The 23460-nt window shown below is 60.4% G+C and carries 23 protein-coding genes; 15 read left to right on the forward strand and 8 right to left on the reverse strand.

The features are described from left to right. Window positions 1-113: 113 nt before the first annotated feature. The 7 genes from barA to galE all read left to right on the forward strand — a co-directional run bounded on the left by barA (window position 114) and on the right by galE (window position 9112). Window positions 114-2831 (forward strand): two-component sensor histidine kinase BarA, encoded by a 2718-nt coding sequence (gene barA / locus I6L34_RS06975; protein WP_216956291.1) that lies wholly within the window; start codon window positions 114-116, stop codon window positions 2829-2831. An 89-nt stretch (window positions 2832-2920) separates the two neighbouring features. Then, window positions 2921-3400, forward strand: coding sequence for a DUF1456 family protein (locus I6L34_RS06980; protein ID WP_107682716.1), 480 nt, complete (start codon window positions 2921-2923; stop codon window positions 3398-3400). A 34-nt stretch (window positions 3401-3434) separates the two neighbouring features. After that, window positions 3435-4322 (forward strand): N-acetylmuramoyl-L-alanine amidase, encoded by an 888-nt coding sequence (locus I6L34_RS06985; protein ID WP_216956295.1) that lies wholly within the window; start codon window positions 3435-3437, stop codon window positions 4320-4322. A 155-nt stretch (window positions 4323-4477) separates the two neighbouring features. After that, window positions 4478-4945 (forward strand): Dps family protein, encoded by a 468-nt coding sequence (locus I6L34_RS06990; RefSeq protein ID WP_005362843.1) that lies wholly within the window; start codon window positions 4478-4480, stop codon window positions 4943-4945. 289 nt (window positions 4946-5234) lie between these two features. Continuing rightward, a complete protein-coding gene (gene hcp / locus I6L34_RS06995) occupies window positions 5235-6884 on the forward strand; it encodes a hydroxylamine reductase (protein WP_064341718.1) in 1650 nt (549 codons plus the stop codon). Between the two features lie 111 nt (window positions 6885-6995). Continuing rightward, a complete protein-coding gene (locus I6L34_RS07000; RefSeq protein ID WP_216956297.1) occupies window positions 6996-7982 on the forward strand; it encodes a hybrid-cluster NAD(P)-dependent oxidoreductase in 987 nt (328 codons plus the stop codon). A gap of 116 nt (window positions 7983-8098) precedes the next feature. Continuing rightward, window positions 8099-9112, forward strand: coding sequence for a UDP-glucose 4-epimerase GalE (gene galE, locus I6L34_RS07005; RefSeq protein WP_139443338.1), 1014 nt, complete (start codon window positions 8099-8101; stop codon window positions 9110-9112). 68 nt (window positions 9113-9180) lie between these two features. On the opposite strand, the gene I6L34_RS07010 is transcribed toward galE, so the two are convergent. Further along, window positions 9181-9882, reverse strand: a complete 702-nt coding sequence (locus I6L34_RS07010) for a phosphatase PAP2 family protein (RefSeq protein WP_058059660.1) — start codon at window positions 9880-9882, stop codon at window positions 9181-9183. A gap of 258 nt (window positions 9883-10140) precedes the next feature. On the opposite strand from I6L34_RS07010, the gene mpl reads away from it, so the two are divergent. Both mpl and I6L34_RS07020 read left to right on the forward strand, forming a co-directional pair. After that, a complete protein-coding gene (gene mpl / locus I6L34_RS07015; RefSeq protein WP_216956300.1) occupies window positions 10141-11511 on the forward strand; it encodes a UDP-N-acetylmuramate:L-alanyl-gamma-D-glutamyl-meso-diaminopimelate ligase in 1371 nt (456 codons plus the stop codon). Then, window positions 11508-12119: a flavin prenyltransferase UbiX gene (locus I6L34_RS07020; protein WP_216956304.1), complete on the forward strand. Its 612-nt coding sequence runs from the start codon at window positions 11508-11510 to the stop codon at window positions 12117-12119. The genes mpl and I6L34_RS07020 overlap by 4 nt, the downstream gene beginning before the upstream one ends. A 72-nt stretch (window positions 12120-12191) precedes the next feature. Here I6L34_RS07020 and I6L34_RS07025 read toward each other — a convergent pair whose 3' ends face one another. After that, a complete protein-coding gene (locus tag I6L34_RS07025; RefSeq protein ID WP_042079938.1) occupies window positions 12192-12806 on the reverse strand; it encodes a TetR/AcrR family transcriptional regulator in 615 nt (204 codons plus the stop codon). Window positions 12807-13007: 201 nt separating this feature from the next. Between I6L34_RS07025 and hpt the strand changes: the two genes are divergently transcribed. The 3 genes from hpt (at window position 13008) to I6L34_RS07040 (ending at window position 15337) form a co-directional block, all read left to right on the forward strand. Further along, the gene (hpt, locus tag I6L34_RS07030) at window positions 13008-13538 is read left to right on the forward strand and encodes a hypoxanthine phosphoribosyltransferase (RefSeq protein WP_005335618.1); all 531 of its coding nucleotides are present in this window, start codon (window positions 13008-13010) and stop codon (window positions 13536-13538) included. 111 nt (window positions 13539-13649) lie between these two features. Continuing rightward, entirely contained in the window at window positions 13650-14567 is a 918-nt protein-coding gene (locus I6L34_RS07035; protein WP_019445350.1) for an ABC transporter ATP-binding protein, read from the forward strand. Beyond that, window positions 14564-15337 (forward strand): ABC transporter permease, encoded by a 774-nt coding sequence (locus I6L34_RS07040; protein WP_005362866.1) that lies wholly within the window; start codon window positions 14564-14566, stop codon window positions 15335-15337. The genes I6L34_RS07035 and I6L34_RS07040 overlap by 4 nt, the downstream gene beginning before the upstream one ends. Window positions 15338-15396: 59 nt before the next feature. Here the strand turns inward: I6L34_RS07040 and I6L34_RS07045 are convergent, their stop codons facing one another. After that, window positions 15397-17499, reverse strand: coding sequence for a hypothetical protein (locus I6L34_RS07045; RefSeq protein ID WP_058056624.1), 2103 nt, complete (start codon window positions 17497-17499; stop codon window positions 15397-15399). Between the two features lie 299 nt (window positions 17500-17798). Between I6L34_RS07045 and I6L34_RS07050 the strand changes: the two genes are divergently transcribed. From I6L34_RS07050 to I6L34_RS07060, 3 genes are all read left to right on the forward strand, one after another. Further along, on the forward strand, window positions 17799-18152 hold the full coding sequence (locus I6L34_RS07050) for a hypothetical protein (protein WP_239686305.1): 354 nt from the start codon (window positions 17799-17801) through the stop codon (window positions 18150-18152). A 119-nt stretch (window positions 18153-18271) separates the two neighbouring features. After that, complete coding sequence (locus I6L34_RS07055) at window positions 18272-18700, forward strand: MauE/DoxX family redox-associated membrane protein (RefSeq protein WP_058056623.1); 429 nt, start codon at window positions 18272-18274, stop codon at window positions 18698-18700. Beyond that, window positions 18697-19224 carry a rhodanese-like domain-containing protein gene (locus I6L34_RS07060; RefSeq protein WP_058056622.1) on the forward strand — a complete coding sequence of 176 codons (528 nt, stop codon included), beginning with the start codon at window positions 18697-18699 and terminating at the stop codon, window positions 19222-19224. The genes I6L34_RS07055 and I6L34_RS07060 overlap by 4 nt, the downstream gene beginning before the upstream one ends. A gap of 81 nt (window positions 19225-19305) precedes the next feature. Here the strand turns inward: I6L34_RS07060 and I6L34_RS07065 are convergent, their stop codons facing one another. The 5 genes from I6L34_RS07065 to folK form a co-directional block, all read right to left on the reverse strand. Continuing rightward, a complete protein-coding gene (locus I6L34_RS07065) occupies window positions 19306-20670 on the reverse strand; it encodes a cation:dicarboxylase symporter family transporter (protein ID WP_058059665.1) in 1365 nt (454 codons plus the stop codon). Window positions 20671-20814: 144 nt separating this feature from the next. Next, window positions 20815-21165 (reverse strand): putative quinol monooxygenase, encoded by a 351-nt coding sequence (locus tag I6L34_RS07070; RefSeq protein ID WP_047437807.1) that lies wholly within the window; start codon window positions 21163-21165, stop codon window positions 20815-20817. A 24-nt stretch (window positions 21166-21189) separates the two neighbouring features. Further along, window positions 21190-22047 carry a pantoate--beta-alanine ligase gene (gene panC, locus I6L34_RS07075; RefSeq protein ID WP_058056620.1) on the reverse strand — a complete coding sequence of 286 codons (858 nt, stop codon included), beginning with the start codon at window positions 22045-22047 and terminating at the stop codon, window positions 21190-21192. A 104-nt stretch (window positions 22048-22151) separates the two neighbouring features. Next, on the reverse strand, window positions 22152-22946 hold the full coding sequence (gene panB, locus I6L34_RS07080; protein WP_058056619.1) for a 3-methyl-2-oxobutanoate hydroxymethyltransferase: 795 nt from the start codon (window positions 22944-22946) through the stop codon (window positions 22152-22154). Continuing rightward, window positions 22943-23452 carry a 2-amino-4-hydroxy-6-hydroxymethyldihydropteridine diphosphokinase gene (folK, locus tag I6L34_RS07085; protein ID WP_058059666.1) on the reverse strand — a complete coding sequence of 170 codons (510 nt, stop codon included), beginning with the start codon at window positions 23450-23452 and terminating at the stop codon, window positions 22943-22945. Before folK ends, panB begins: the two co-directional genes overlap by 4 nt. Window positions 23453-23460 lie beyond the last annotated feature (8 nt).

Here is a 23460-nt window from a genome sequence, read left to right on the forward strand (position 1 = left end):
ATCTGCTGCCGGGTATTGTCCCACAAGAATAATAGTATGACCAAATACGGCCACAGAGCCCGTGTATTGCCATCAACCCTATCGCCAACCCTGTTCACTGGTGGCCTGTTCGTATGACCAAATATGGCCTGAGAGCACGCGTTCTCGCCTTCACCATCCTGCCGACCCTGATCATCGGTGGCCTGATGGCCGGTTACTTCACCTTCCACCGCTACCAGCAGCTGGAAAACAACCTTATTGATCAGGGGATCAACATCATCGAACCGCTGGCGATCGCCAGTGAATACGGGATGACCCAGCACAGTCGCGAATCCCTCAAGCGGCTGATTGGCCTGACCCACCGCAAGAACTCCCCCTTCATCAAGTCCATCGCGGTTTTCACCCAGGACAACCAGCTGTTCGTCACCTCGAACTACCACCGGGATTTCACCCGGCTCAGGCTGCCCGATGGCGAGCCCATTCCGGATCTGACCAGCGTGACGTTTCAGGGGGATGACATCATTTTGCGCACCCCGATCCAGGCTGAAACCAGTCTGGATGGCTTCCCGCTGCCCAGCGATGTAGAGCCGCCGATGATCGGCTACATCTCGATGCAGATGGCAACCGATAGGGCCATGCTGCTGCAGTACCGCGACACCTTCTTTGCGGTGATCATGGTGCTCATCGGGGTGGCCTTCAGTACCCTGTTTGGCTTCCGTCTGGTCAAGAGCGTGACCCAGCCCATCACCAACATGGTGCAGGCGGTGCACAAGATCAGGGAGGGGCGGCTCGATACCCGGGTCAGCGGCCAGCTCACCGGCGAGCTGGATATGCTGAAAAACGGCATCAACGCCATGGCCAAGGCGCTCTCCGAATATCACGAAGAGATGCAGCAGAATATCGATCAGGCCACCTCTGACTTGCGCGAAACCCTGGAGCAGATCGAGATCCAGAACGTCGAACTCGACATGGCCAAGAAACGGGCGCAAGAGGCCGCGCGGGTCAAGTCGGAGTTTCTGGCCAACATGTCCCACGAGCTGCGCACGCCGCTCAACGGGGTCATCGGTTTTACCCGCCAGTTGCTGAAAACCAGCCTGACCCCGAGCCAGACCGACTACATGCAGACCATCGAGAAGTCGGCGCGCAACCTGCTTGGCATCATCAACGACATCCTCGACTTCTCTAAGCTGGAAGCGGGCAAGCTGCAGTTGGAGCATATCCCGTTCAGCCTGCGCGACACCCTCAACGAAACCATGCACCTGCTCGGCCCCAGCGCCCACGACAAACAGCTGGAGCTCTCCCTGCGGGTGGATGCCGATGTGCCGGACTACCTCACCGGCGACCCCATGCGTCTGCAACAGGTGCTGACCAACCTCACCGGCAACGCCATCAAGTTCACCGAACAGGGCAACGTGGATGTCCATATCGAGCAGACCGGCAGTGGCAACCACAAGGTGAGGCTCAACGTCCAGATCCGCGATACCGGCATCGGCATCTCCCAAGAGCAGCAACATCAGCTGTTCCAGGCCTTCAATCAGGCCGACTCCTCCATCTCCCGTCGTTATGGCGGCACGGGCCTTGGCCTCGTCATCACCCAGAAGCTGGTGCAGCAGATGGGCGGCCAGATCCGCTTCGAATCGGAGCTCGGCAAAGGCTCCATCTTCTCGTTCAGTCTGGATGTGGAGGTATCCCCCCTGCCCCAGACCGATCAACTGCCGCTGGATCGGATCCGTGGCAAACGGCTCTGGCTGCTGGAACCGGATCCCTTCGCGCAAGCCTCTCTGCTCGCCCTGCTGGCGGAGTGGCACCTCGATGTGCACCCACTGACCAGCGATGATCCCTGGCCCGAGATGAGCGAGCAGGAGATGGTGATCATCGGCAGCAGCACCCTGCATACGCCGCAGCAAGTGCTCGGCCGTCTCGACAAACTGAACGGCCAGCAGCAGAACACCATAGTGCTGCTCAGCAGCCACGAGCCAGCGCTCTATGAAGCTATGCTGGCCCATGGCGCCCAGCACTGTCTCTCCAAACCGGTCAACCACCGCAAGCTGCTGCACGCCCTGCTCTCGCCGGAATCGAGCCGCCAGAAGCTGCCCGCCCAGCCTGCGCCGCGCCAGTTGCAGCCAATCAAGGTGCTGGCGGTGGATGACAACGCCGCCAACCTCAAGCTGATCGCCGCCATGCTCAAGGAGATGGTGAGTCAGGTGGTGGTGTGCAAAAACGGCAAGGAAGCGGTCAAGCAAGCACAGATCCAGCCGTTCGACATCATCTTCATGGATATCCAGATGCCGATCATGGATGGCATCAGCGCCACCCAGGCGATCCGCAACCAGTCCCTCAACACCACCACCCCGATCGTGGCGGTAACCGCCCACGCCATCCCCGGAGAACGGGAGCGGCTGATCCGCCAGGGGATGGACGACTATCTGGCCAAACCCATCGACGAGAGCATGCTGGCCCAGCTCATCACCGACTTTGCCCATCGCCGCCACCAGAATAATGGTGCCCAACAGATCGACTGGGCACTGGCGGTGCGGCAGGCGGCGGGGAAAGAGCATCTCGCCAGAGAGATGCTGACCATGCTGCTGGCCAGTTTCGACGAGGTCGAGCCAGTGCTGGATAGCGCGCTGGCTGGCGAAATTGAAGATAGCGAGGTGCTGGCACAGCTCCATCGCCTCAACGGTGGCTGTGCCTATTCCGGGGTGCCGGGACTGCAACGGCTGCTCTCCCAGCTGGAGCAACAGCTGCGTGACGGCGTGCCGGTCAGCGAGCTGGAACCCGAGCTGCTGGAGCTGCAAGATGCGCTGGAACTGGTGCGCCAGGAGGCGCCCCGCTATCTCGGCAAGGCTTGATGAGCTTGACCTGAACTGTATTGGCCCCCGCTTTTTCTGACGCGAGGGCCGCCAGATGGTAAAGTTGCGCCGTTTACACAGGAGTCAGCATGACCAACAACGATATTCTGCGCCGTCTGCGCTACGCCCTCACCATCAGCAACGACCAGATGGTCGAGATGTTTGCCAAGGGCAACCTGACGGTCACTCACGCCCAGCTGCACAGCTGGTTGATGAAAGAGGCGGCGGAAGGTGAAGAGCAAGAGGCAGGCTATGTCGCCTGTCCCGACTCGGCCCTGAGCCAGTTCCTCGACGGTTTCATCATCGCCCGCCGCGGCGTGCGGGAAGATGCACCGGCCCAGGTGATCCCGAACCGGATCAACAACAATATGATCCTGCGCAAGCTGCGCATCGGTCTCAACTTCAAGGAAGAGGACATGCTCGGTACCCTCAAGCTCGCCGACTTCAACCTCTCCAAGTCCGAGCTCAGTGCCCTGTTCCGCTCCAAGGATCACAAGCACTATCAGGATTGCGGGGATCAGATCCTGCGCAACTTCCTGATTGGTCTCACGGCCAAATACCGCAGCTAACCAGCCGCGCGACTGACCAGACAGGGCCTTCGACATGTGCCAGCGACTCACTCCTCCCACGTTCAGCAGCCTGGCTGCGGCAGGGGGATGGCGCTGGCGCTCTCTTCTTCCCCTCTTATTTCTACCACTGGTTCTGCTGCTGGGTGGTTGTACTCCGTCCGAATACCAGCTCTCTACCCGCCATCAGAGCGCCAACCAGAATGAGCGGATCGCCTTTCTGATCCTCCACTACACCGACGAAGATGATGCCAACTCCTTGCGCCTGCTGACCGAGCCGGAGCACAAGGTGAGCGCACACTACCTGATCCCTCGTGACAGCCACGAAACACCGCTCACCGTCTATCAGCTGGTGCCGGACAACGCGCGCGCCTGGCATGCGGGACGCAGCCGCTGGCACCAATATGCCGGGCTCAATGCCAGCTCCCTTGGCATCGAGATCGTCAACCTCGGCTATCCAGCAGAAGATGAGCCGCTGGCCCCCGATGCGCGCCGCTGGCAACCCTATACCCCGCAGCAGATTGCTGCCGTCGGCGCCCTCAGCCGCAAGCTGGTCGACCGTTACCGGATCCCGCCGACCCAGGTGCTGGCTCACAGCGACGTCGCCCCCGAGCGTAAGCAAGATCCCGGCCCCCACTTCCCCTGGCGTCAGCTCTATCTGGAGTATGGCGTCGGCGCCTGGCCTGATGAAAACCGGGTGGCAGAACTGCTTGCCAACCCTCTGCTGGAATGGAGTGCCACCATGTGGCAACAACAGCTGGCCCGCTATGGCTACGGCCTGTCCCAAACCGGCCAGTGGGATGAACAGAGCCGCGCCGTCATGGGCGTTTTTCAACTCCACTTTCGCGCCAGCAAGGTCGATAGCAAACCGGACCGCGAGTGTCAGGCCATCCTGATGGCGCTGCTCGAAAAATACTTCCCCTAATCCTCATCCATTGCCCCCGTTGCTGCGTACTGTTTGATAGCCGTTAGCTATCAAACAGTTAGGCACAAGCAATTGTCCCTGCATTTTGCAAGGCGTTATTCTGACTGCGTTCCAAAAGAGAATTTAAAATCGATTTCCAAATCTGGAGGTGAATGATGAAAAGCCCGATTGGTCTTGATACTGCTCAATCACAAGCCCTGGCAGCCGAGTTGAATAAATTGCTGGCCAGCTACCAGATCCTCTACATGAACGTCCGCGGCTTCCACTGGAATATCCGTGGCAACCAGTTCTTCGAACTGCACCTGAAATTTGAAGAGATTTACAACGACCTGCTGCTGAAAGTCGATGCACTGGCCGAGCGGATCCTGACCCTGGATGGCGTGCCCATGCACAGCTTCAGCGACTATCTGAAAGTCTCTGCCATCCCCGAGCAAAAAGGGCTGCACGATGGCCGCGCCTGTGTCGAATCCCTGCTGGATAGCTTCCGTGAACTGCTGGTCGCCCAGCGCCGTATTCTGGGTCAAGCCGCCGAAGCCGGTGATGAGGGCACTGCCTCCATCCTCTCCGACTATGTGCAGCAGCAGGAAAAACTGGTCTGGATGCTGCGCGCTTATCTGGCCTGATAGTGAACCAAGCCGACTACAGCGTACGTATGCTGGCTTGAGTAAGTACCGGGCCGAAAGCTCCTGACCAGACCACGGCCCAATCCGTCTGATTGTTATGTTCTGTTGCAAACCTGAGTTGTCTCTCCTTTTATCCACCCGCTTGCCGCCCTGTTTGGGCGGCTTTTTTTGTTTTTGATCTGCATCAAGGGAATCTTAATTGGCAAATTGAATGCCTATTAAGTTTTTCGCGAGAGGAATAGAATCGCCACAAAACAGACAACTGAAATGTCCAATTAGGAGAGACATGATGTTTTGTGTGCAATGTGAACAGACAATTCGTACCCCGGCAGGCAACGGCTGTGCCTACGCACAAGGTATGTGCGGCAAGACGGCGGAAACCTCGGATCTGCAGGATGTACTGATCTATACCCTGCAGGGGCTCAGCGCCTGGGCGCTGGCCGCCCGTGAGCAAGGCATCATAGATCGCGAGATCGATGCCTTCGTGCCCAAGGCCTTCTTCGCCACCCTCACCAACGTCAACTTCGACTCGAATCGCATCGTGGCCTACGTCAATCAGGCCCTCGCCTATCGCCAGCAGCTGGCCGATCGTCTGACCGCCATGGCGGTGCAGGTCAACGATTTGCCACACTCCGCTTACTTCGAACCCGGTGCCGAGCTGCTGGAACAACTTGCCCATGCCGCGCCAGCCGCCCCCAATCGGGGCAAGAACGAGGTGAACGAAGACATCATGGGGCTGCGTCTGCTCTGTCTCTACGGCCTCAAGGGTGCCGCCGCCTATATGGAGCACGCTCGGGTGCTGGATCAGCAGAGTGACGAGGTGGCCGCCGAATTCCACCGCATCATGAGCTGGCTAAGCACAGACCCGAGCGAAATGGGTCGGCTGTTCAGCTGTGCCATGGAGATCGGTCAGCTCAACTTCAAAATCATGGAGATGCTGGATCTCGGTGAAACCAGCGCCTTCGGCCATCCGGAGCCGACCCAGGTCAGGGTCACCCCGATCCCCGGCAAGTGCATTCTGGTCTCCGGCCACGACATGATGGATCTCAAGCTCATTCTGGAGCAGACCAAAGGGACCGGCATTCATGTCTACACCCACGGCGAGATGCTGCCCGCGCTGGCCTACCCCTTCTTCAAGCAGTACCCCCATCTGGTGGGCAACTACGGCTCCGCCTGGCAAAACCAGCAGAAGGAGTTTGCCAACTTCCCGGGCGCGGTGGTGATGACCTCCAACTGCATCATCGACCCGAATGTGGGCAACTACTCGGATCGCATCTTCACCCGCTCCATCGTCGGCTGGCCGGGCGTAACCCATCTGGAGGGGGATGATTTCTCCGCCGTGATCGCCAAGGCCCAAGCGCTGGAAGGCTTCAAGCACACCGAGCTCGAGCACTTCATCACCATCGGCTTTGCCCGCAACGCCCTGATGCAGGCTGCGCCAGCAGTGATTGAGAAGGTCAAAGCCGGGGAGATCAGCCACTTCTTCCTGGTGGGTGGCTGTGACGGCGACAAGGCCGAGCGAGCCTACTTCACCGAGTTTGCCAAGGCGGCGCCGCGCGACAGCCTGCTGCTCACGCTGGGCTGCGGCAAGTACAAGTTCAACAAGCTCGATTTTGGCGACATCGGCGGCATTCCGCGCCTGCTGGACGTGGGCCAGTGCAACGATGCCTACTCCGCCATCCAGTTGGCGCTGGCACTCTCCGAGGCGTTCGAGTGCGGGGTCAACGATCTGCCGCTGACGCTGGTGCTCTCCTGGTTCGAGCAAAAAGCCATCGTCATTCTGCTCACCCTGCTCTCCCTCGGGGTGAAGGACATTCGTACCGGCCCGACAGCCCCCGCCTTCCTCACCCCGGCCCTGCTCAAGGTACTGGAGGAGCAGTTTGGCCTGAAAGGGACCACCACGGCCGAGGCTGACCTGGCCGAGATCCTGGCGGCCTGATCGGCACCTCATGTTGTAAGCGTTTGGCGAGCCGCCCGGCTCGCCTTTTTTCTGGATCCGGCTTTTTCACCAGACGTTTTTCGAACCGTTTCAAACCTAAGGAGCCTTGTGATGACCTCTCTCACGCTCACCTGCATTGGCCGCCAACAGAACACCCATGACGTAGTGAGCTGGCAACTGGTGCCGCTTTCCGGCAGCCTCCCTCCCGTACTGGCAGGCCAGTGCATCACCCTGCATACCGAGATAGACGGCCAGCCGGAGTGCCGCGCCTATACCCTCTCCTCCAGCCCGCAGGATGCATGCTGGCAGGTCACCATCAAGGATGTGGGACGGGTCTCTCGCCATCTGCACCAGACCTTGCAGGTGGGAGACAAGATCCGGGTGGATGGTCCGTTCGGCGATTTCAACCTGACCAACCTCCCTTGCGAACGGCCACTGCTGCTCAGTGCCGGTTCCGGCATTACCCCCATGTGGGCCATGTTGCGAGACGAGCTAACCAAACGGCCGGATGCCTATATCCGCTTTATCCATAGCGCCCGCTCGCCAGCAGATGTGATCTTCGCAGATGACTTGGCTGCATTGGCCGAAGCGCATCCCGGTGTACGCCATGCCCTGATACTGGAAGAGGCGCCAACGGCTCATCCCTGGGTGGGCCGACTCACCCCCGCTATGCTGGCCGAACTGGCCCCGGATCTGCGCGAACGCCACGTCTATCTCTGCGGCCCGGCCCCCTATATGGCGGCGGTCAGCGCCATGCTGGCAGAGCTGGGATTGCCGCCGGAGCAACTGCATCAGGAGTCCTTTGGCCTTCCTCCCGCAGAGCCCGCCACCACCAGCGACCACTTCTGGCTGACCCTGAAAAAGAGCGGCAAGAAAGTGAAAATCCTGCCGGGTCAGACCCTGCTGGCGGCACTGGAAGCAGCGGGCGAAACCATGATGGCTGCTTGTCGCGCCGGGGTATGTGGCAGCTGTCGTTGCACCACCACAGGTGACATCGAGCGCCAGAGCGTGATGACCTTGAGTGCGCAGGATCTGGAGAGCGGCGTGGCTCTGGCCTGCTCCTGCACCGCGAAAGGGGATATCAGTCTCGATTATTGAGGCGTGGTGAAGGCTTTTGTGAGGTGCGGTGAAGGCGTCATCGGTATCCCAACCTTTTCCCAAGTAGACTGGGGCGCTAGACTCTGCCCCAGTTTCACCAGAACACGGGATAAAAAATGACAATACTGGTCACAGGGGGCGCTGGCTATATCGGCTCCCACACCCTGGTTGAGCTGCTCGGCGCGGGGAAGCAGGTCGTGGTACTCGACAACCTATCCAACTCCTCACCGGAGTCACTCAAGCGGGTCGAGCAGATCACCGGCAAGCCGGTCACCTTCGTCGAAGGGGATGTGCTGGACAGAGCCTGCCTGCAGCAGCTGTTCGCCAACCACCAGATCGAATCGGTCATCCACTTCGCCGGTCTCAAGGCGGTCGGGGAGTCGAGCCAGATCCCGCTCACCTACTACCAGAACAACATCAGCGGCACTCTGGTTCTGTGCGAAGAGATGGCCAAGGCCGGGGTTTTCCGGCTGGTATTCAGCTCCTCGGCCACCGTCTATGGCGATCCCGCCTCGGTGCCGCTGCGGGAAGATTTCCCCACCAGCGCCACCAACCCCTATGGTCGCTCCAAGCTGATGGTGGAGGAGATCCTGCGCGATCTCGCCAAATCCGATCCCCGCTGGGCCATCGTACTGCTGCGTTACTTCAACCCGGTCGGCGCCCACGAGAGCGGCCTGATTGGTGAAGATCCCAACGGCATCCCCAACAACCTGCTGCCCTATATCAGCCAGGTGGGTGTCGGCAAGCTCAAGGAGCTGGGGGTATTTGGCAACGACTACCCGACCCCGGATGGCACCGGCGTACGTGACTACATCCATGTGGTGGATCTCGCCATCGGCCACCTGAAAGCATTGGCGCGCATCAAAAGCGACACCGGCGTCTTCACCTACAACCTGGGCACAGGTCAGGGCTACTCGGTACTGGAGATGGTCAAGGCGTTTGAAGCGGCCAGCGGCCGACCCATTCCCTACCAGATCAAACCCCGTCGCCCGGGCGACATCGCCGAGTGCTGGGCAGAGCCGACGCTGGCCCGTGCCGAGCTGGGCTGGCAGGCAGAGCGCGGTCTGGAGCAGATGATGGTCGATACCTGGCGCTGGCAAAGCAACAACCCGAACGGTTATCAAGGCTGATCTCTCGCGGGTGGATAACAAACGCCCCGACATTTTCATGTCGGGGCGTTTTATTTTGCGACGTTCAATCAGTGGGTCTGACTGCGCAGCAGCGGCACACGGGCCAATCGGGGGGAAATGCGCTCTATCAGCCGATCCGCCAGCGGGGTCAACAGCAACCAGGGCAGACAGAGGGTCGCCAGCCCCAGTGCGCCGACGTAGACATCGGTAAACCAGTGGGCGCCAGCCAGAATGCGCGGCGCGGAAAAGATCGGCACCATCAGCAATGCGGTGACTCCCGCCCAGCGCGGTAGATAGCGCAAGGCGTAGCCGGCGAAGATCATCAGGAACAGGGCGTGATCCCCGGGGAAGCTGTCACCGGAAGAGTCCTTGGTCGGAATACCGCTGATCTGGGTCACCCGCAGCGCATCGGCCACCATCAGGGTCGGGCTGGGTCGCTCCACCGGCAATCGGTGACCAAGCTGGTTGATCACCAGTGCACTTAGCAGCATCACTATGCCCATCGCCACCAGCTGGCGACGACCCGCCAGATCCCGTGCAAAGAAGCAGCGGACCAGAATCAGCCCCATACAGGCCAACACCGCCAGATCGAACAGCCGGTTATTGGTGATGGCCACCAGATCGGCCCACAGAGCCGACTGGCCGAGCCAGCCGTTAACGGCATGAAAAATCGCGAGGTCCCACTGATCCCAGGGACCATGAGCGGGCAGCGCAGCCCAACTGATGGTCACCAGACCACCGACCAGATAGCAAAGCAGGAACTTGCCCATGGGGACTCTCCTTTGGAAAAGGGCGATATCGTAAAACTGTAGAGTGCGTCACAAAACCGAAGAATTGTAAGAAAGTGCGACACAATATCAAGTCTCAAATAAAGCCCGCCAGTCCCTTCCAATCTCGCATATCCCAACAGCGCCAAGATTTCTGCCTCCAGTGCTGCATCTGTGGGCCTCTCACCATGAGTGCGGCTTGTGCCACCACCGCAACACCCCCTAGAATGCGCACTTCCCTTTACTGCGAAAGGAAGCGGTATGCATATTCACATTCTCGGGATCTGCGGCACCTTTATGGGTGGTCTGGCGGTGTTGGCAAAACAGCTTGGTTACCGGGTGACCGGCTCGGACGCCAATGTCTATCCCCCCATGAGCACCCAGCTCGAGCAACAGGGCATCGAACTGACCGAAGGCTATGATCCGTCCCAGCTCGATCCGGCGCCGGATCTGGTGGTGATTGGCAACGCCATGAGCCGCGGCAACCCCTGTGTTGAATATGTGCTGGACCGCAATCTGCCCTACATCTCCGGTCCCCAGTGGCTGCTGGAGCACGTGCTGCAAGATCGCTGGGTGCTAGCCGTTGCCGGTACCCATGGCAAAACCACCACCGCCAGCATGCTGGCCTGGGTGCTGGAGTACGCCAAACTGGAACCCGGTTTCCTTATTGGCGGCGTGCCGGGTAACTTCCCGGTCTCCGCCCGTCTCGGCTCTGCCCCCTTCTTCGTCATCGAAGCAGACGAGTATGACTGCGCCTTCTTCGACAAACGCTCCAAGTTCGTCCACTACCATCCGCGCACCCTGGTGATGAACAACCTGGAGTTCGACCACGCGGATATCTTCCCGGATCTCGCCGCGATCCAGCGCCAGTTCCACCACCTGATGCGCACCGTACCGAGCAACGGTCGGGTGCTGTTCCCGAAGGCGGATGACAACCTCACCGCCGTGCGCAAGATAGGCTGCTGGAGCGAAGTGGAGCTGGTGGGTCAGGATGACGCCAAGTGGAAAGCGGTCAAGCTGGCCGATGACGGCTCCGCCTTCGAGGTGTGGCTGGACGGGGTGAAGCAGGGCGAAGTGCACTGGGAGTGCATCGGCGAGCACAACGTCAACAACGGTCTGATGGCCATTGCTGCCGCACGTCATGCTGGCGTGATGGTGGAGCATGGCATCGCCGCCCTCTGCCAATTCAAATCCCCCAAACGGCGGATGGAACTCAAGGGCGAAGTGGCTGGCATCAGCGTCTATGACGACTTCGCCCACCACCCCACCGCCATCGAGACCACCCTCGGCGGCCTGCGCGCCAAAGTGGGCGAGGCCCGCATTCTGGCGGTGCTGGAGCCACGCTCCAACACCATGAAGCTGGGGGTTCACAAGGAGGAACTGGCTGGCTGCTTCGATGGCGCCGACGAGGTGTTCTTCTTCCAGCCGCCCAACATCGGCTGGGATCTCGGCGAGGTGACGGCCCATATGACCCGTCCGGCCAAGGTATTCAACGATCTGGAGACCCTGATCAACCGGCTGGTGGCCGAGAGCCGCGATGGCGACCATATTCTGATCATGAGCAACGGCGGCTTCGGTGGCATTCATGACAAGCTGATCGCCCGCCTCAAGGATTACCACGGCGAACTATGAACAAAGCGATCACCCTGGCACTGACCGGCGCCTCCGGCGCCCCCTACGCCCTGCGCCTGCTCCAGTGTCTGGTGCAGGCGGACTATCGGGTCTATCTGCTCGCCTCCTCGGCGGCACGAGTGGTACTCAAGACCGAGCAGCAACAGGATTGGCCCGGCTCGCCGAAAGAGCTCTCTGCCTATCTTTGTCGCCAATATGGCGCCAAGGAGGGGCAGATCGTCGCTTGCGGCAAGGAGGAGTGGTTCTCGCCGGTGGCCTCCGGTTCGGCCGCGCCCAAACAGATGGTGGTCTGCCCCTGCTCCATGGGCACCGTCTCGGCCATTGCCAACGGCACCTCCGACAACCTGCTGGAGCGAGCGGCGGATGTGGTGATCAAGGAGCGCGGCCAGCTGATCCTGGTACCCCGCGAAACCCCCTTCTCGGCGATCCATCTGGAGAACATGCTGAAACTGGCGCGGCTCGGGGTGACCATCATGCCTGCCGCCCCCGGTTTCTATCATGAGCCGAAAAGCATCGAGGATCTGGTGGACTTTATGGTCGCCCGCATCCTCGATCATCTCGGTGTCGAGCATAAGCTGACCCACCGCTGGGGCTATGGCCACCAGTGAGGTGACCGCCACATTCGGCCATAAAAAAACGGCGCCACTCAATGAGTGACGCCGTTTTTTCGTTAAGCCGTGTTAGCGAGCCTGAATTGGCGCCGTCACGTACTTGAACAGGAAATCAGTCACCTCTTGGCGCGCCGGGCGCTGAGGTTGATTGATCATCTGCATCATCACATAGCCAAAACCGGTCAGAGAGCGGGCCAGATCCTGTGCTGACAGCACGCTGGTGATCTCCCCTGCATCCATGGCGGTTTGCAGCTCGCTGGCGATCAGCTCAAGGCAGTGATCGAGCAGCCGGGTATAGCGGGGCCATACCTCTTCCCGAACCGATGAGCTCCACTCCAGCCAGATACCGGCATAATCCGGTTGATCGTAGGCGGCATCGACAGAGAGGCGTACATGACGCTGGATCTTGTCGAAAATGGAGCCCTGGTCACCGTATGCCTGCGACAGCATCTGGTTCACAAAGCGTTCGATCTCGGCCAGCACCTCATCTACCAACTCCTCGCGGGTGTTGAAATAGTTGAAGACGGTAGCCACAGAGACCTTGGCCTGTTCGGCTATCTCGGCGTGACCTGCACGGCCAATGCCGCGACGGGAGAACACCTCGATGGCACATTCCATCAATTGGGAGCGACGAGCTTCCGGCGACAGCCGGGTACGACGTCTTATTTCTGCGCGTGGTTCCATAGTTTTTATCATCTAATAGTTATTGATTATGGTGTTTATAGTATTTTAACTAATCATGCCTGAGTGCCTGCTAACTCTATCAATTAAAATAAGCCGATAAAAGCACCACGTATCTCTAGCACCCTTCAACATGAGTGGTAGAATCATCGGTTTTGATATTCATGAACGGCCAAATCCCCTTTGGCCTTATGGGAGTAAGTGATGAAACACACCGTCGAGGTGATGATCTCCGAGGCTGAAGTAGCCGCCCGGATCGCCAAATTGGGTGAAGAGATCACCGCCCGCTATCAGGGTTCTGACGAAGTCGTGATGATTGCGCTACTGCGCGGTTCCTGCATCTTCCTGGCCGACCTCTGCCGCCAGTGCCAGCTGCCCATCACCCTGGACTTCATGACCGCCTCCAGCTACGGCTCCGGCATGCACAGCACCCGTGACGTTCGCATCCTCAAAGACCTGGACGATGATATCAAGGGCAAGGATGTAGTGATCGTGGAAGACATCATCGACACCGGTTACACCCTCAACAAGGTGCGCGAGATCCTCTCCCTGCGCGAGCCGAAATCCCTGGCCATCTGCACCCTGCTGGACAAACCCTCCCGCCGCGAAGTGCAGGTGCCGGTCGATTGGATTGGCTTCGCCATTCCGGACGAATTCGTGGTGGGCTGTGGCATCGACTACGCCCAGAAGTACCGCAACCTGCCGTTTATCGGCAAAGTGGTACCCCAGGAGTAAGCCAGATTCAGAAATATCACGGGTGAAGCGGCCTTGCGCCCTTTACTCTGTGCAGGCGGCCTTGGCCGCCTTTTCTGTATCGAGCCGGATTCAACCATCACAGAGGTTGCAATGAACGCACTGGAAATCAGCGGCCTGAAAAAGACCTATCAGGGGGGCGTCGAAGCCCTTAAAGGCATCGATCTTACCGTCAGGCAGGGGGATTTCTTCGCCCTGCTCGGCCCGAACGGCGCGGGCAAATCCACCACCATCGGCGTCATCAGCTCGCTGGTGAACAAGAGCGCAGGCAAGGTGAAGGTGTTTGGCTACGACATCGACAGCGATCTCGAACAGGCCAAGGCCCAGCTCGGACTGGTGCCGCAGGAGTTCAACTTCAGCCAGTTCGAGAAGGTGATCCAGATTGTCACCCATCAGGCCGGTTTCTACGGCGTGCCCAAGGCAGAAGCCAAGATCCGCGCCGAGAAGTACCTGCGCCAGCTCGATCTGTGGGAGAAGCGCGACATGCCTGCCCGCACCCTCTCCGGCGGCATGAAGCGTCGCCTGATGATCGCCCGCGCCCTGATGCACGAGCCCAAACTGCTGATCCTCGATGAACCGACCGCCGGGGTCGATATCGAGATCCGCCGCTCCATGTGGACCTTCCTCAAGGATCTCAACGAGCAGGGCGTCACCATTATTCTCACCACCCACTATCTGGAAGAGGCCGAAATGCTCTGCCGCAACATCGGCATCATCGACAAGGGGCGTCTGATCGAGAACACCAGCATGAAGAATCTGCTGGGCAAGCTGGGTCGCGAGACCTTCCTGCTCGACCTTGCGCCAGGTTCTGCCGTACCTGAGGTGCCAGAGTTCAACGGCCGCATGCAGGATGAGCGCACCCTTGAGGTAGACCTCGACAAGAGCCAGTCACTCAACAGCCTGTTCGAGCAGCTGTCGAGCCAGCAGGTGCAGGTCGTGAGCATGCGCAACAAGGCCAACCGGCTGGAAGAGCTGTTCGTCAATCTGGTCGAAGAGGGGAGAAAAGCATGAATCTGGCCATCTATTACATCGCCTTCAAGAGCATTCTGGCCAAAGAGGTGAGCCGCTTTACCCGGATCTGGATCCAGACCCTGGTGCCGCCTGCCATCACCATGAGCCTCTACTTCGTCATCTTCGGCAACCTGATCGGTTCGCGCATCGGTGACATGGGCGGTTTCACCTACATGGAGTTCATCGTGCCCGGCCTCATCATGATGTCGGTGATCACCAACTCCTACTCTAACGTCGCCTCCTCCTTCTTCAGCGCCAAGTTCCAGCGCAATATCGAGGAGATGCTGGTCGCGCCGGTGCCCAACTACGTCATCATCGCCGGTTACGTTGGCGGCGGCGTGGCACGCGGCCTCTGTGTCGGCCTCATCGTCACCCTGGTGTCGCTCTTCTTCGTGCCGCTGCAGATCCACCATCTGTTCAGCGTCTGCGTGACCGTGCTGCTCACCGCGATCCTCTTCTCGCTGGGTGGCCTCATCAACGCGGTGTTTGCCAAGACCTTTGACGACATCAGCATCATCCCCACCTTCGTGCTGACGCCGCTCACCTATCTGGGCGGGGTGTTCTACTCCATCAGCCTGCTGCCGCCCTTCTGGCAGGGCGTCTCCCAGGTGAACCCCATCATCTACATGGTGAACGCGTTCCGCTACGGCTTCCTCGGTATCTCCGACGTGCCGCTCGGCACCGCCTACCTCATCATCATCGGCTTTATCGTGGCCCTCTACGGTATCGCCTGGTGGCTTATCTCCCGCGGCACCGGTCTGCGCCACTGATGACCAGAACGGGCACCTCGCGGTGCCCGTTTTCATTGTCCTGCCAGCCTCGGGATGACTTAGACCCGGATAGCGTGATCCTTTAGCAGCCGGGCGGTGAGCTCAAGCTTTTCGTTGCGCTCGGCGGCCCGCTCGGGAACCGTGACGCCCCCCTGCTCATCGACCCGCTCCTGACCGAAGGCATCGTCGATAGCCTGCGCCATGGCGGTGCGACCAGCCGCGAGATCGGGATCGATCAGGCTCTCCTGCATCCGGATCCGGTTCTCGCTGGCCGCCAGCTGCAGTTCCTCCAACTGGGTGGCGAGGGTAGCAATCCGGTTATCGACCCGCTGGGCCAGTTCGAAGAGACGGTTTTCATTCCCTGCCGCCATCGCCAGTCCATCTAGCAGCTCCCCTTTGCGCTGATCAAAGTTGCTTACCGCACGAGCAGCCAGCTCCAGTGCATACGCCTTGGTAGCCATGGCGTTGACTCCGCCCTCCCAACCGACATCTGACCCCACCCCCAGTGTCACGCCAAGGGTAGTATGAAACTTGGCTCCCTGTGGCCCGAAAGCCGCAGTGGCACCGGCCGATGCACCGACACCCAGATTGGCGGAGGCGCGTACTTTGGCCGAAAGGCTATAGGCATCCGCATACTGACTCTTGAGCAGGTTTAGCTGGGCACTCCCCTCTGCTTTCATACCAGCAAAGGCCGAGGCGTTGGCCGTCACGCTGACCACTGGCCCATTGGGCGTCATGATAGCCGCAGCACCGGCCTCCAGCTTGGCATTGGCGACCACCTCGGCAGAGCCTGCCAGCTTGGCGTTAAGCAGGTTGCCGATAGTCCAGCTCCCCTCAACCGACAGCCCCAGCCTGCTCACCAGCTCGGCACTGGCCCCGATGCGAAGCAGACTAAGGTCATGGGGCCCCGGGGTGTAACGCGATCCGTCGGTATCATTGACGATCTTGTTCACCGGATTGAACACCAATGAGCCCTCCGCCTTGCCAATCACCAGCTCGGCCTTGGCACTCGCCTTGTTCTCCTGGGTCAGGGCCACCTTGCCGGCAAACTCTCCTACCGGTGTGTCGCGACGCCCCTCCCACTTGCCAATCTCGATCTTGGCGAAAGCCTCCACCAGCGCACTGGCACTGACCAGCCCGAGCCCGCCAAAGGCCTTGTGGCTCACGGGCTCACCCGGTTTCAGCTCCTTGCTGGCCGCAGAGAGAGGGCTCTTGAGCTCGGCCCGGACACCACTCTGATAGTGCTTGCCTGATGCACCCTCTCCCTGCCAAAGCGCCTTCTCCTGCGCCTCGCGCTCAAGCCAGGGCTCATCCAGTCCATCCACCAGCGCGGTCAGCAGCTCGGTCCTGAGCAGGCCAATCTCCCCCTGCTTGCTCACCTGCTGCTGAATGCTGAGATCCAGAACCTCCTTGAGGTGGCCCAGCTCCAGCAACTGACTGTGGGTAAGCAGGATATCGCGACCATTCTCCTCGGCAGTGGCTTGCGGCTTGAGCTCACCCAGTGCGGGCAGAGCCTGACGCAAGGTCCCGCAAAACAGCTGCCACTCGTGGCTTGCTGCGACCTCTTCACGGGTCGGCACCCGCTCCAGCCGCCGCGCCATCATCCCCTCACTCACCCCGAACATCAGGTCTAGCCCCCCTTGCAGCTCCCGCTTGAACAAGTCGTTGGCCCCCTCCTGTTGCAGGCGAGCCAACTCGCTGCACCACTGGCGGATCTGCTGGTTACTCTCGATAGGCTGATTGACTCTCCCCTGCTCGTTGCAGACCCACGCCAGCTGAAATGAGGGAGGCTTGCCACCCTGCGCCAACGCCTGACGGCGGACAGCGATGTCATCGACCAGTTTTTGCAACACGGGATCCTGCTGACGGGAGCGGTTCTTGCCCGAGTCGATCCAGAACTGCAGCGCCTGTTCGATCTTCGCCAGCCCTGCCAGTGAAGGCGTTGGCTGGGCCTGATAGTGCCGTACCGCCTGCTTGACCGCCTTGAGTTCCGGGCTCTGCCGATGGCCAATACCACGGCGGATCCCCCTATCGAACTCCCGGCTACCGGCATCCAGCAGCCGTAGTCTGGCGTTGCCAAGGCGAGCAGTAGCAGGAGGTGTAGCATCAGGGGTTGTCTGCTGATGACGGCTTAGATCGATATCCGGGGAGGCAATTTTCATGGCAAGAAACCTGCGTTGATGAGAGAGAAGATACTCAGCGTACGCCGCCCCCCCTTGTCACCCTGTCAGCGATGGTCCCGCTTTTTTAGGATTCGGACTGACCCGTAAAAGATGTCTGTCAGCTCACAATTTCGGCACAATCACCCGCCCCGCCGACCAAAAACGCTAAAAAAATGACGACAAGTGATAAGCAGCCACCGATCAGCCGCATAGGGTGTCACTCTCCCCCTGCCCGAGGTTTGGCCATGTATCACGCTCTCATTACCGCCCTGTACACACAACTTGGACTTCCGCTCCCGGTGGCCGGACAGACAGCCACCACCCTAGCCATCAACGACGAACTGGTGCTAACGCTGGCAGAGGATGAGGGCCATCTGGTGATCTACCTGCTGCTACCGGGCCACGCCATGCCCAACACGCCCCTGCTCAACCACCTTGGCGACGAGCCGGTGTTTCTGCTGGATCAGACCGAACAGGGAGAGACCCTGATCTGGGCCCGCGAGTGGCTCGATCACCTGACGGTCGACAGTCTGCTGCTACTGCTCGAGCGGGCCATTGAGCTGGCTGCCGAACTGCTGACCCACCAGCACGACCGGGAGCAATCGACACAGCCACAGCATCCCGCCTCCACAACCGCCACCATCAGGGTCTAGCGCCCCCATTCTGGTCACTGTCTCGCAAAATCGAGATTTATCTTGTTTGGCATGGGTTTAGTCATTGCGGCTCAATCGGGAATTGTTAGAATTTACCCCTCTCTATAAAGAGGTAGAACATGCCTGCGTTGTTGCGCATGCTGGCCAATCTGGCGTTGGGGGGATTCTTCCTCGCCTCGGCCGGATTCAAGCTGGCCTCCCCCGCCCTGTTCATCGAGCAGATCGGCGCCTTTGGCCTGATCTGGCCGTCACTGATCCCGTTCGCCGCCTGGGGGCTGATCGCCCTTGAGCTCTGCGCAGGGCTGGCAGTCATCGCCAACCGGCGCTGGGGACTCCGGCTGGTGATCGGGCTGCTCGCCCTGTTTATTCCGGTGTTGGGCTATGGCGTTGCCATCGGGCTCGACATCTCTTGCGGCTGTCTTGGCAGGGCTGATCTCAGCTCGCTGCCGGAGGCCATTGTGCGGGATCTGCTGCTACTGACGCTTGCGGGCGCCCTGCTGCGAACTTCCCGCCCCCGTTTTTCCCGTTCTAAAGGAGTAGTGACATGATGACATTGCGATCCCGCACTCTGCTGGCCTCGCTGATCGCCGCCAGCTTTGCCCTCGCGGGCTGTGGCGACAACCAGTTCGAGCAGGAGGTGAAGCTTGAGCAATCGGCTGTACAGCTGGCACAGGAGGCGCAGCAGGGAGGCTATCAGCTGCTGACCGTGGCCGAGCTGAAAACCCGGATGGACAAGGGCGAGGAGCTGGTGATCATCGACACCATGCCCTATGAGGACTCCTACAAGAAGGAGCACATCCCGGGCGCCAAAAACTTTGTCTTTGTGAAAGAGGCCAAGGCTGGTGACAACTGGAGCGAGATCGTCGAGGGAAGCGGCACGGCGGAGCAGTTCCAGGCGCTGCTGGGTGAAGACAAGTCCCGCCCTGTGGTGATCTACTGCGGCTTCGTCAAGTGCGGCCGCAGCCACAACGCTGCCGCCTGGGCGGTGACTCAGGGCTATCAACAGGTCTATCGGGTGCCAGGTGGCATCTTCGCCTGGAAAGGCGCCGGTTACCCCGTCTCTGCCGAATAACTGCGTCTGCTCACAAGACAACACTGTCGACATAAAGAAGCCCGCAACTGCGGGCTTCTTTCATATTGGGGAACGCTGGGGTTAGCTGGCGGCCTGCTGCTCCAGCACCTGCGTCTCGGCCAGCTGCAGTTTGCCCAGCAACCGCTTGGTGATCATGGCCGCCATGATGGAGCCGTTGACGTTGAGAGCGGTACGGCCCATGTCCACCAGCGGCTCAATGGCGATCATTACCCCCACCAGTGCGATGGGGAAGTTGAGAGTGGAGAGCACGATCAGCGCGGCGAAGGTGCCGCCACCGCCGACGCCAGCCACCCCGATGGAGCCCAGCGCAATCACCGGCAGCAGAGTCAGCAGGAACAGGGGATCAAACGGGTTGATACCGAGCATGGGGGCAATCATCGCCACCATCATGGCCGGATAGATGCCAGCGCAGCCGTTCTGGCCGAGGTTGGCACCGAACGAGGCGGCAAAGTTGGCGATGCTGGAGGGCACGCCAAGGCGCTGCTGGGTCTCGATACTGAGCGGAATGGAAGCCGCGCTGCTGCGGGAGATAAAGGCGAAGGTGAGCACGCCCCACACTTCCCGAAGATAGTGCAGCGGGTTCTGGCCGATCAGCAGCAGGATCACCATGTGCACCGCAAACATCGCCAGAATGGCGACGTAGCAGACCAGAATAAAGCCGAGCAGACTGAGGATCTCGCTCAGGGGATAGTGAGCCACCACCCGGGCAATCAGCGCCATCACGCCATAGGGGGTGAGCGCAATCACCACCCGCACCATCTTCATCACCCACAGTTGCAGGGTGTCGATGGCCACAGCGGCGCGAGCACCGGCCTCTGGATGCTCCGCCTTCAACTGCAGCAGGGCAACCCCGGCCAGCACGGTGAAGATCACCACCCCGATCACCGAGAGACCGCGGCTACCCGCCATATCGGCGGCAAAGTTGGTGGGCACCAGCGAGAGCAACAGGGCCGGCAGGGTCTGGGCACTGTCGATGGTGCTCATGCTCTGTTGCAGGGCTGCCATGTCGCTGCCGTGACTCAACAACCCGGCTGCGGTGAGACCGCTCAGGTGGGTGATGGTCATCCCCACCACACCGGCGATCATCACCAGGGTCAGCATGGAGCCGATCAGCACGGCGCTGATCTTGCCGAGGGACTGGGCCTGATCCAGCTTGTTGATGGCGGAGAGGATGGAGGTGAACACCAGCGGCATCATCACCACCTTGAGCAGGCTGACATAGCCGCCGCCGATGATATTGACCCACTCCAGGGTCTGCTGAACGCCGGCATCATCGGCGCCCCAGCCCAGTTGCAGCGCCAGCCCGAACAGGGCGCCAAGCAGCAGACCCGCAAGTACCTTGCGCGAGAGCGGCACAGTAGAGGGAATCCGGGTCAGGGCAAAACAGAGCAGACAGAAGAGCAACGAAGCAAACAAGGTAAACATAAATAAACACCTGTAGCGGCCATCAGGGCCGATTGTGGAAAGCGAAAACAGAGGGTGCGAGCGGGGTCGCGGGGGAGAACGCCGGATTGCAGGCGTGAAAAAGCAGCGGACGCCCGAGGGGGCGTCCGCTGGCATTCGGGGGAATTACTTCTTTACGGGGGCGTCGTACTGTTCGGGTTCGTCGCTATAGACGCAGACATTCCACTTGGCAGCCAAACCATCTTCCGCCAGACAGTAACGCTCGAAGAACGCGGTGATCTCCGCGCGCTGGCAGTGGGCTTCGAAAGCCGCCATATCTTGCCAAATCTCGTTGAACACGATGGGGAAGCTCTCCCCCTCGGCAAACGGACTCGCGATGTGGCGGGTCACCCGATATTGCAGGCAGCCATCCTCACGCAGGGTATTGGGCTCGAGCGCCTGCAGCACCTGAAACAGGGCTTGCTCCTGACCGGGTTTGGGCAGGAATTGGGCAATGCAGTAAACCTTCTTGGACATGGAGTCCTCCTGGTTGTGGCGGGCTCAGGCTTGCTGCAGCGTGACCACTTGATTGTCGATAAGGCGGGCCTTGCCAAGATAAGCGGCCATCAGGATCACCAGCTGCGCGCTCTCGTCAGTGGCGGATTCGAGGGTGGCGGCATCGACGATGTCGATGGCATCGGTACGAAAACCGGCGTTGTCGAGGCGTTGGCTGGCCTGCGCCACCAAGGATGGCAGGTGGTGGTCACCCGCTTCGATCTGCTCGGCGATCCAGTTCATGGTGCGCGCCAGCTCGGGGGCAATGGCCCGCTCGGCAGCGGTCAGGTAACCGTTGCGCGAAGAGAGCGCCAGCCCGTCTTCGGCCCGCACGGTCGGCACACCGACGATCTCGATGGGCATCGCCATGTCGGCCACCATCTTGCGAATGAGCGCCAGCTGCTGGTAATCCTTCTGGCCAAAGCAGGCCACATCCGGCTGTACCAGATTGAACAGCTTGGTGACGACGGTGCTGACCCCGCGGAAGTGACCCGGGCGCAGCGCCCCCTCCAGCAGATTGGAGAGACCCGGCACCTCGACGAAGGTCTGGCTGGCCAGCCCCTGCGGATACATGATCTCCGGGGTCGGAGTGAACACCATATCGACCCCGGCCGCTTCCAGCGCAGCGCAATCCTGCTCCAGAGTGCGCGGGTAGTTGGCAAGATCCTCGGCCTTGTCGAACTGCATCGGGTTGACGAAGATGCTGACCACCACCTTCTCGGCGTGGCTGTGCGCCTCTTTCACCAGCGTCAGGTGGCCCTGATGCAGATTGCCCATAGTGGGCACGAATGCGATGGCACGCCCTTCACGGCGCCATTGAGAGATCTGCTCACGCAGAGCGGCAGGATTGTTAACAACCAACATCGGCAGTTCACCTTCAGATGAATCAAAAAGATACGGGTTACATCAGCCTGACAGGATGACGAAACGGGGGCACTGGCCCCCGCTCTCATCGATAGGGCATCACATCAGTTGAAGCAGTGTTCCGGGCCGGGGAAACTCCCCTCGCTCACCTGCTGCACATAGAGGCGCACGGCGGCACGCACGTCGCCGGTCTCGGCCAGAAAGTTCTTGGTGAACTTGGGCACATAGCCGGAGGTGACGCCAAAGGCATCGTGCATCACCAGAATCTGACCATCGGTCGCGGGGCCGGCACCAATGCCGATCACCGGGATGCGCAGCGCCTTGCTGATCCGCTCGGCCAGCGCAGTGGGCACGCACTCGAGCACCAGCAGCTGGATACCGGCCGCCTGCAGTTCGAGGGCCTGACGGTAGATCTCCTGGGCCTGAAACTCGTCGCGCCCCTGCACCTTGAAGCCGCCAAAGACGTGGACGGATTGCGGGGTGAGGCCGAGGTGACCGCACACCGGCACCCCGTTGCGGGTGAGATGGCGGATGGAGTCGCAGAGCCAGTCGCCCCCTTCCATCTTGACCATGCGGGCACCGGCTGCCATCAGGCGGGCGGCGTTCTGGTAAGTCTGCTCGGGGGTGGCGTAGCTCATGAACGGCATGTCGGCGACCACCAGTGCCTTGCTGGCACCGCGCGCCACACAGCGGGTGTGATAGACCATCTCATCCATGTTGACCGCCAGGGTATCCTGACCCCCTTGCAGCACCATGCCCAGCGAATCGCCGATGAGCAGCACGTGGGCCCCCTCGTCGTCGAACAGCTTGGCAAAGGTGGCATCATAGGCGGTGATGGCGGTGAACTTTTGACCTTCCTGCTTCATCTTCAGCAGGCTGGCGGTGGTGATCTTGCTCATAGAGGCTCCTGTACGTCTGCACGCGGGGCAATGATGGCCAGATCATTGTGCGGGCAGCGGGCAACCAGTCGGGCGAGCGGGGTGCCGCAGGGCAGCACCAGAGCAGGCGCAATTTCGGCAAGGGGCAGCAGCACGAACTCCCGCTCCTTCATGCCGTAGTGGGGTACGATCAGGCGCTCATGGTTGATCACCTGATCCCCATAGAGCAGCAGATCGAGATCCAGAGTTCTCGGCCCCCACCGCTCATCTTTGCGCACACGTCCCTGTTCCAGCTCGATTTTTTGTAATTGATCCAGCAGCGCAAGGGGCGCGAGCCGGGTATTGAGCCGGGCCACGGCATTGACGTAGTCCGGCTGATCAGCAGGCCCCATGGGGCGGCTGCTGTAAAACGACGAGGCCTCCACCAGCACAGATTCCGGCAACCTTGCCAACGCGGCAACGGCGCGACAAGCCTGACCCAGCGGATCAGACAGGTTGGAACCAATGGCGATGAAGACCTCGGTCATCACGTTTG

Source organism: Aeromonas sp. FDAARGOS 1404 (genome assembly GCF_019047085.1).
GTDB lineage: Bacteria > Pseudomonadota > Gammaproteobacteria > Enterobacterales > Aeromonadaceae > Aeromonas > Aeromonas veronii.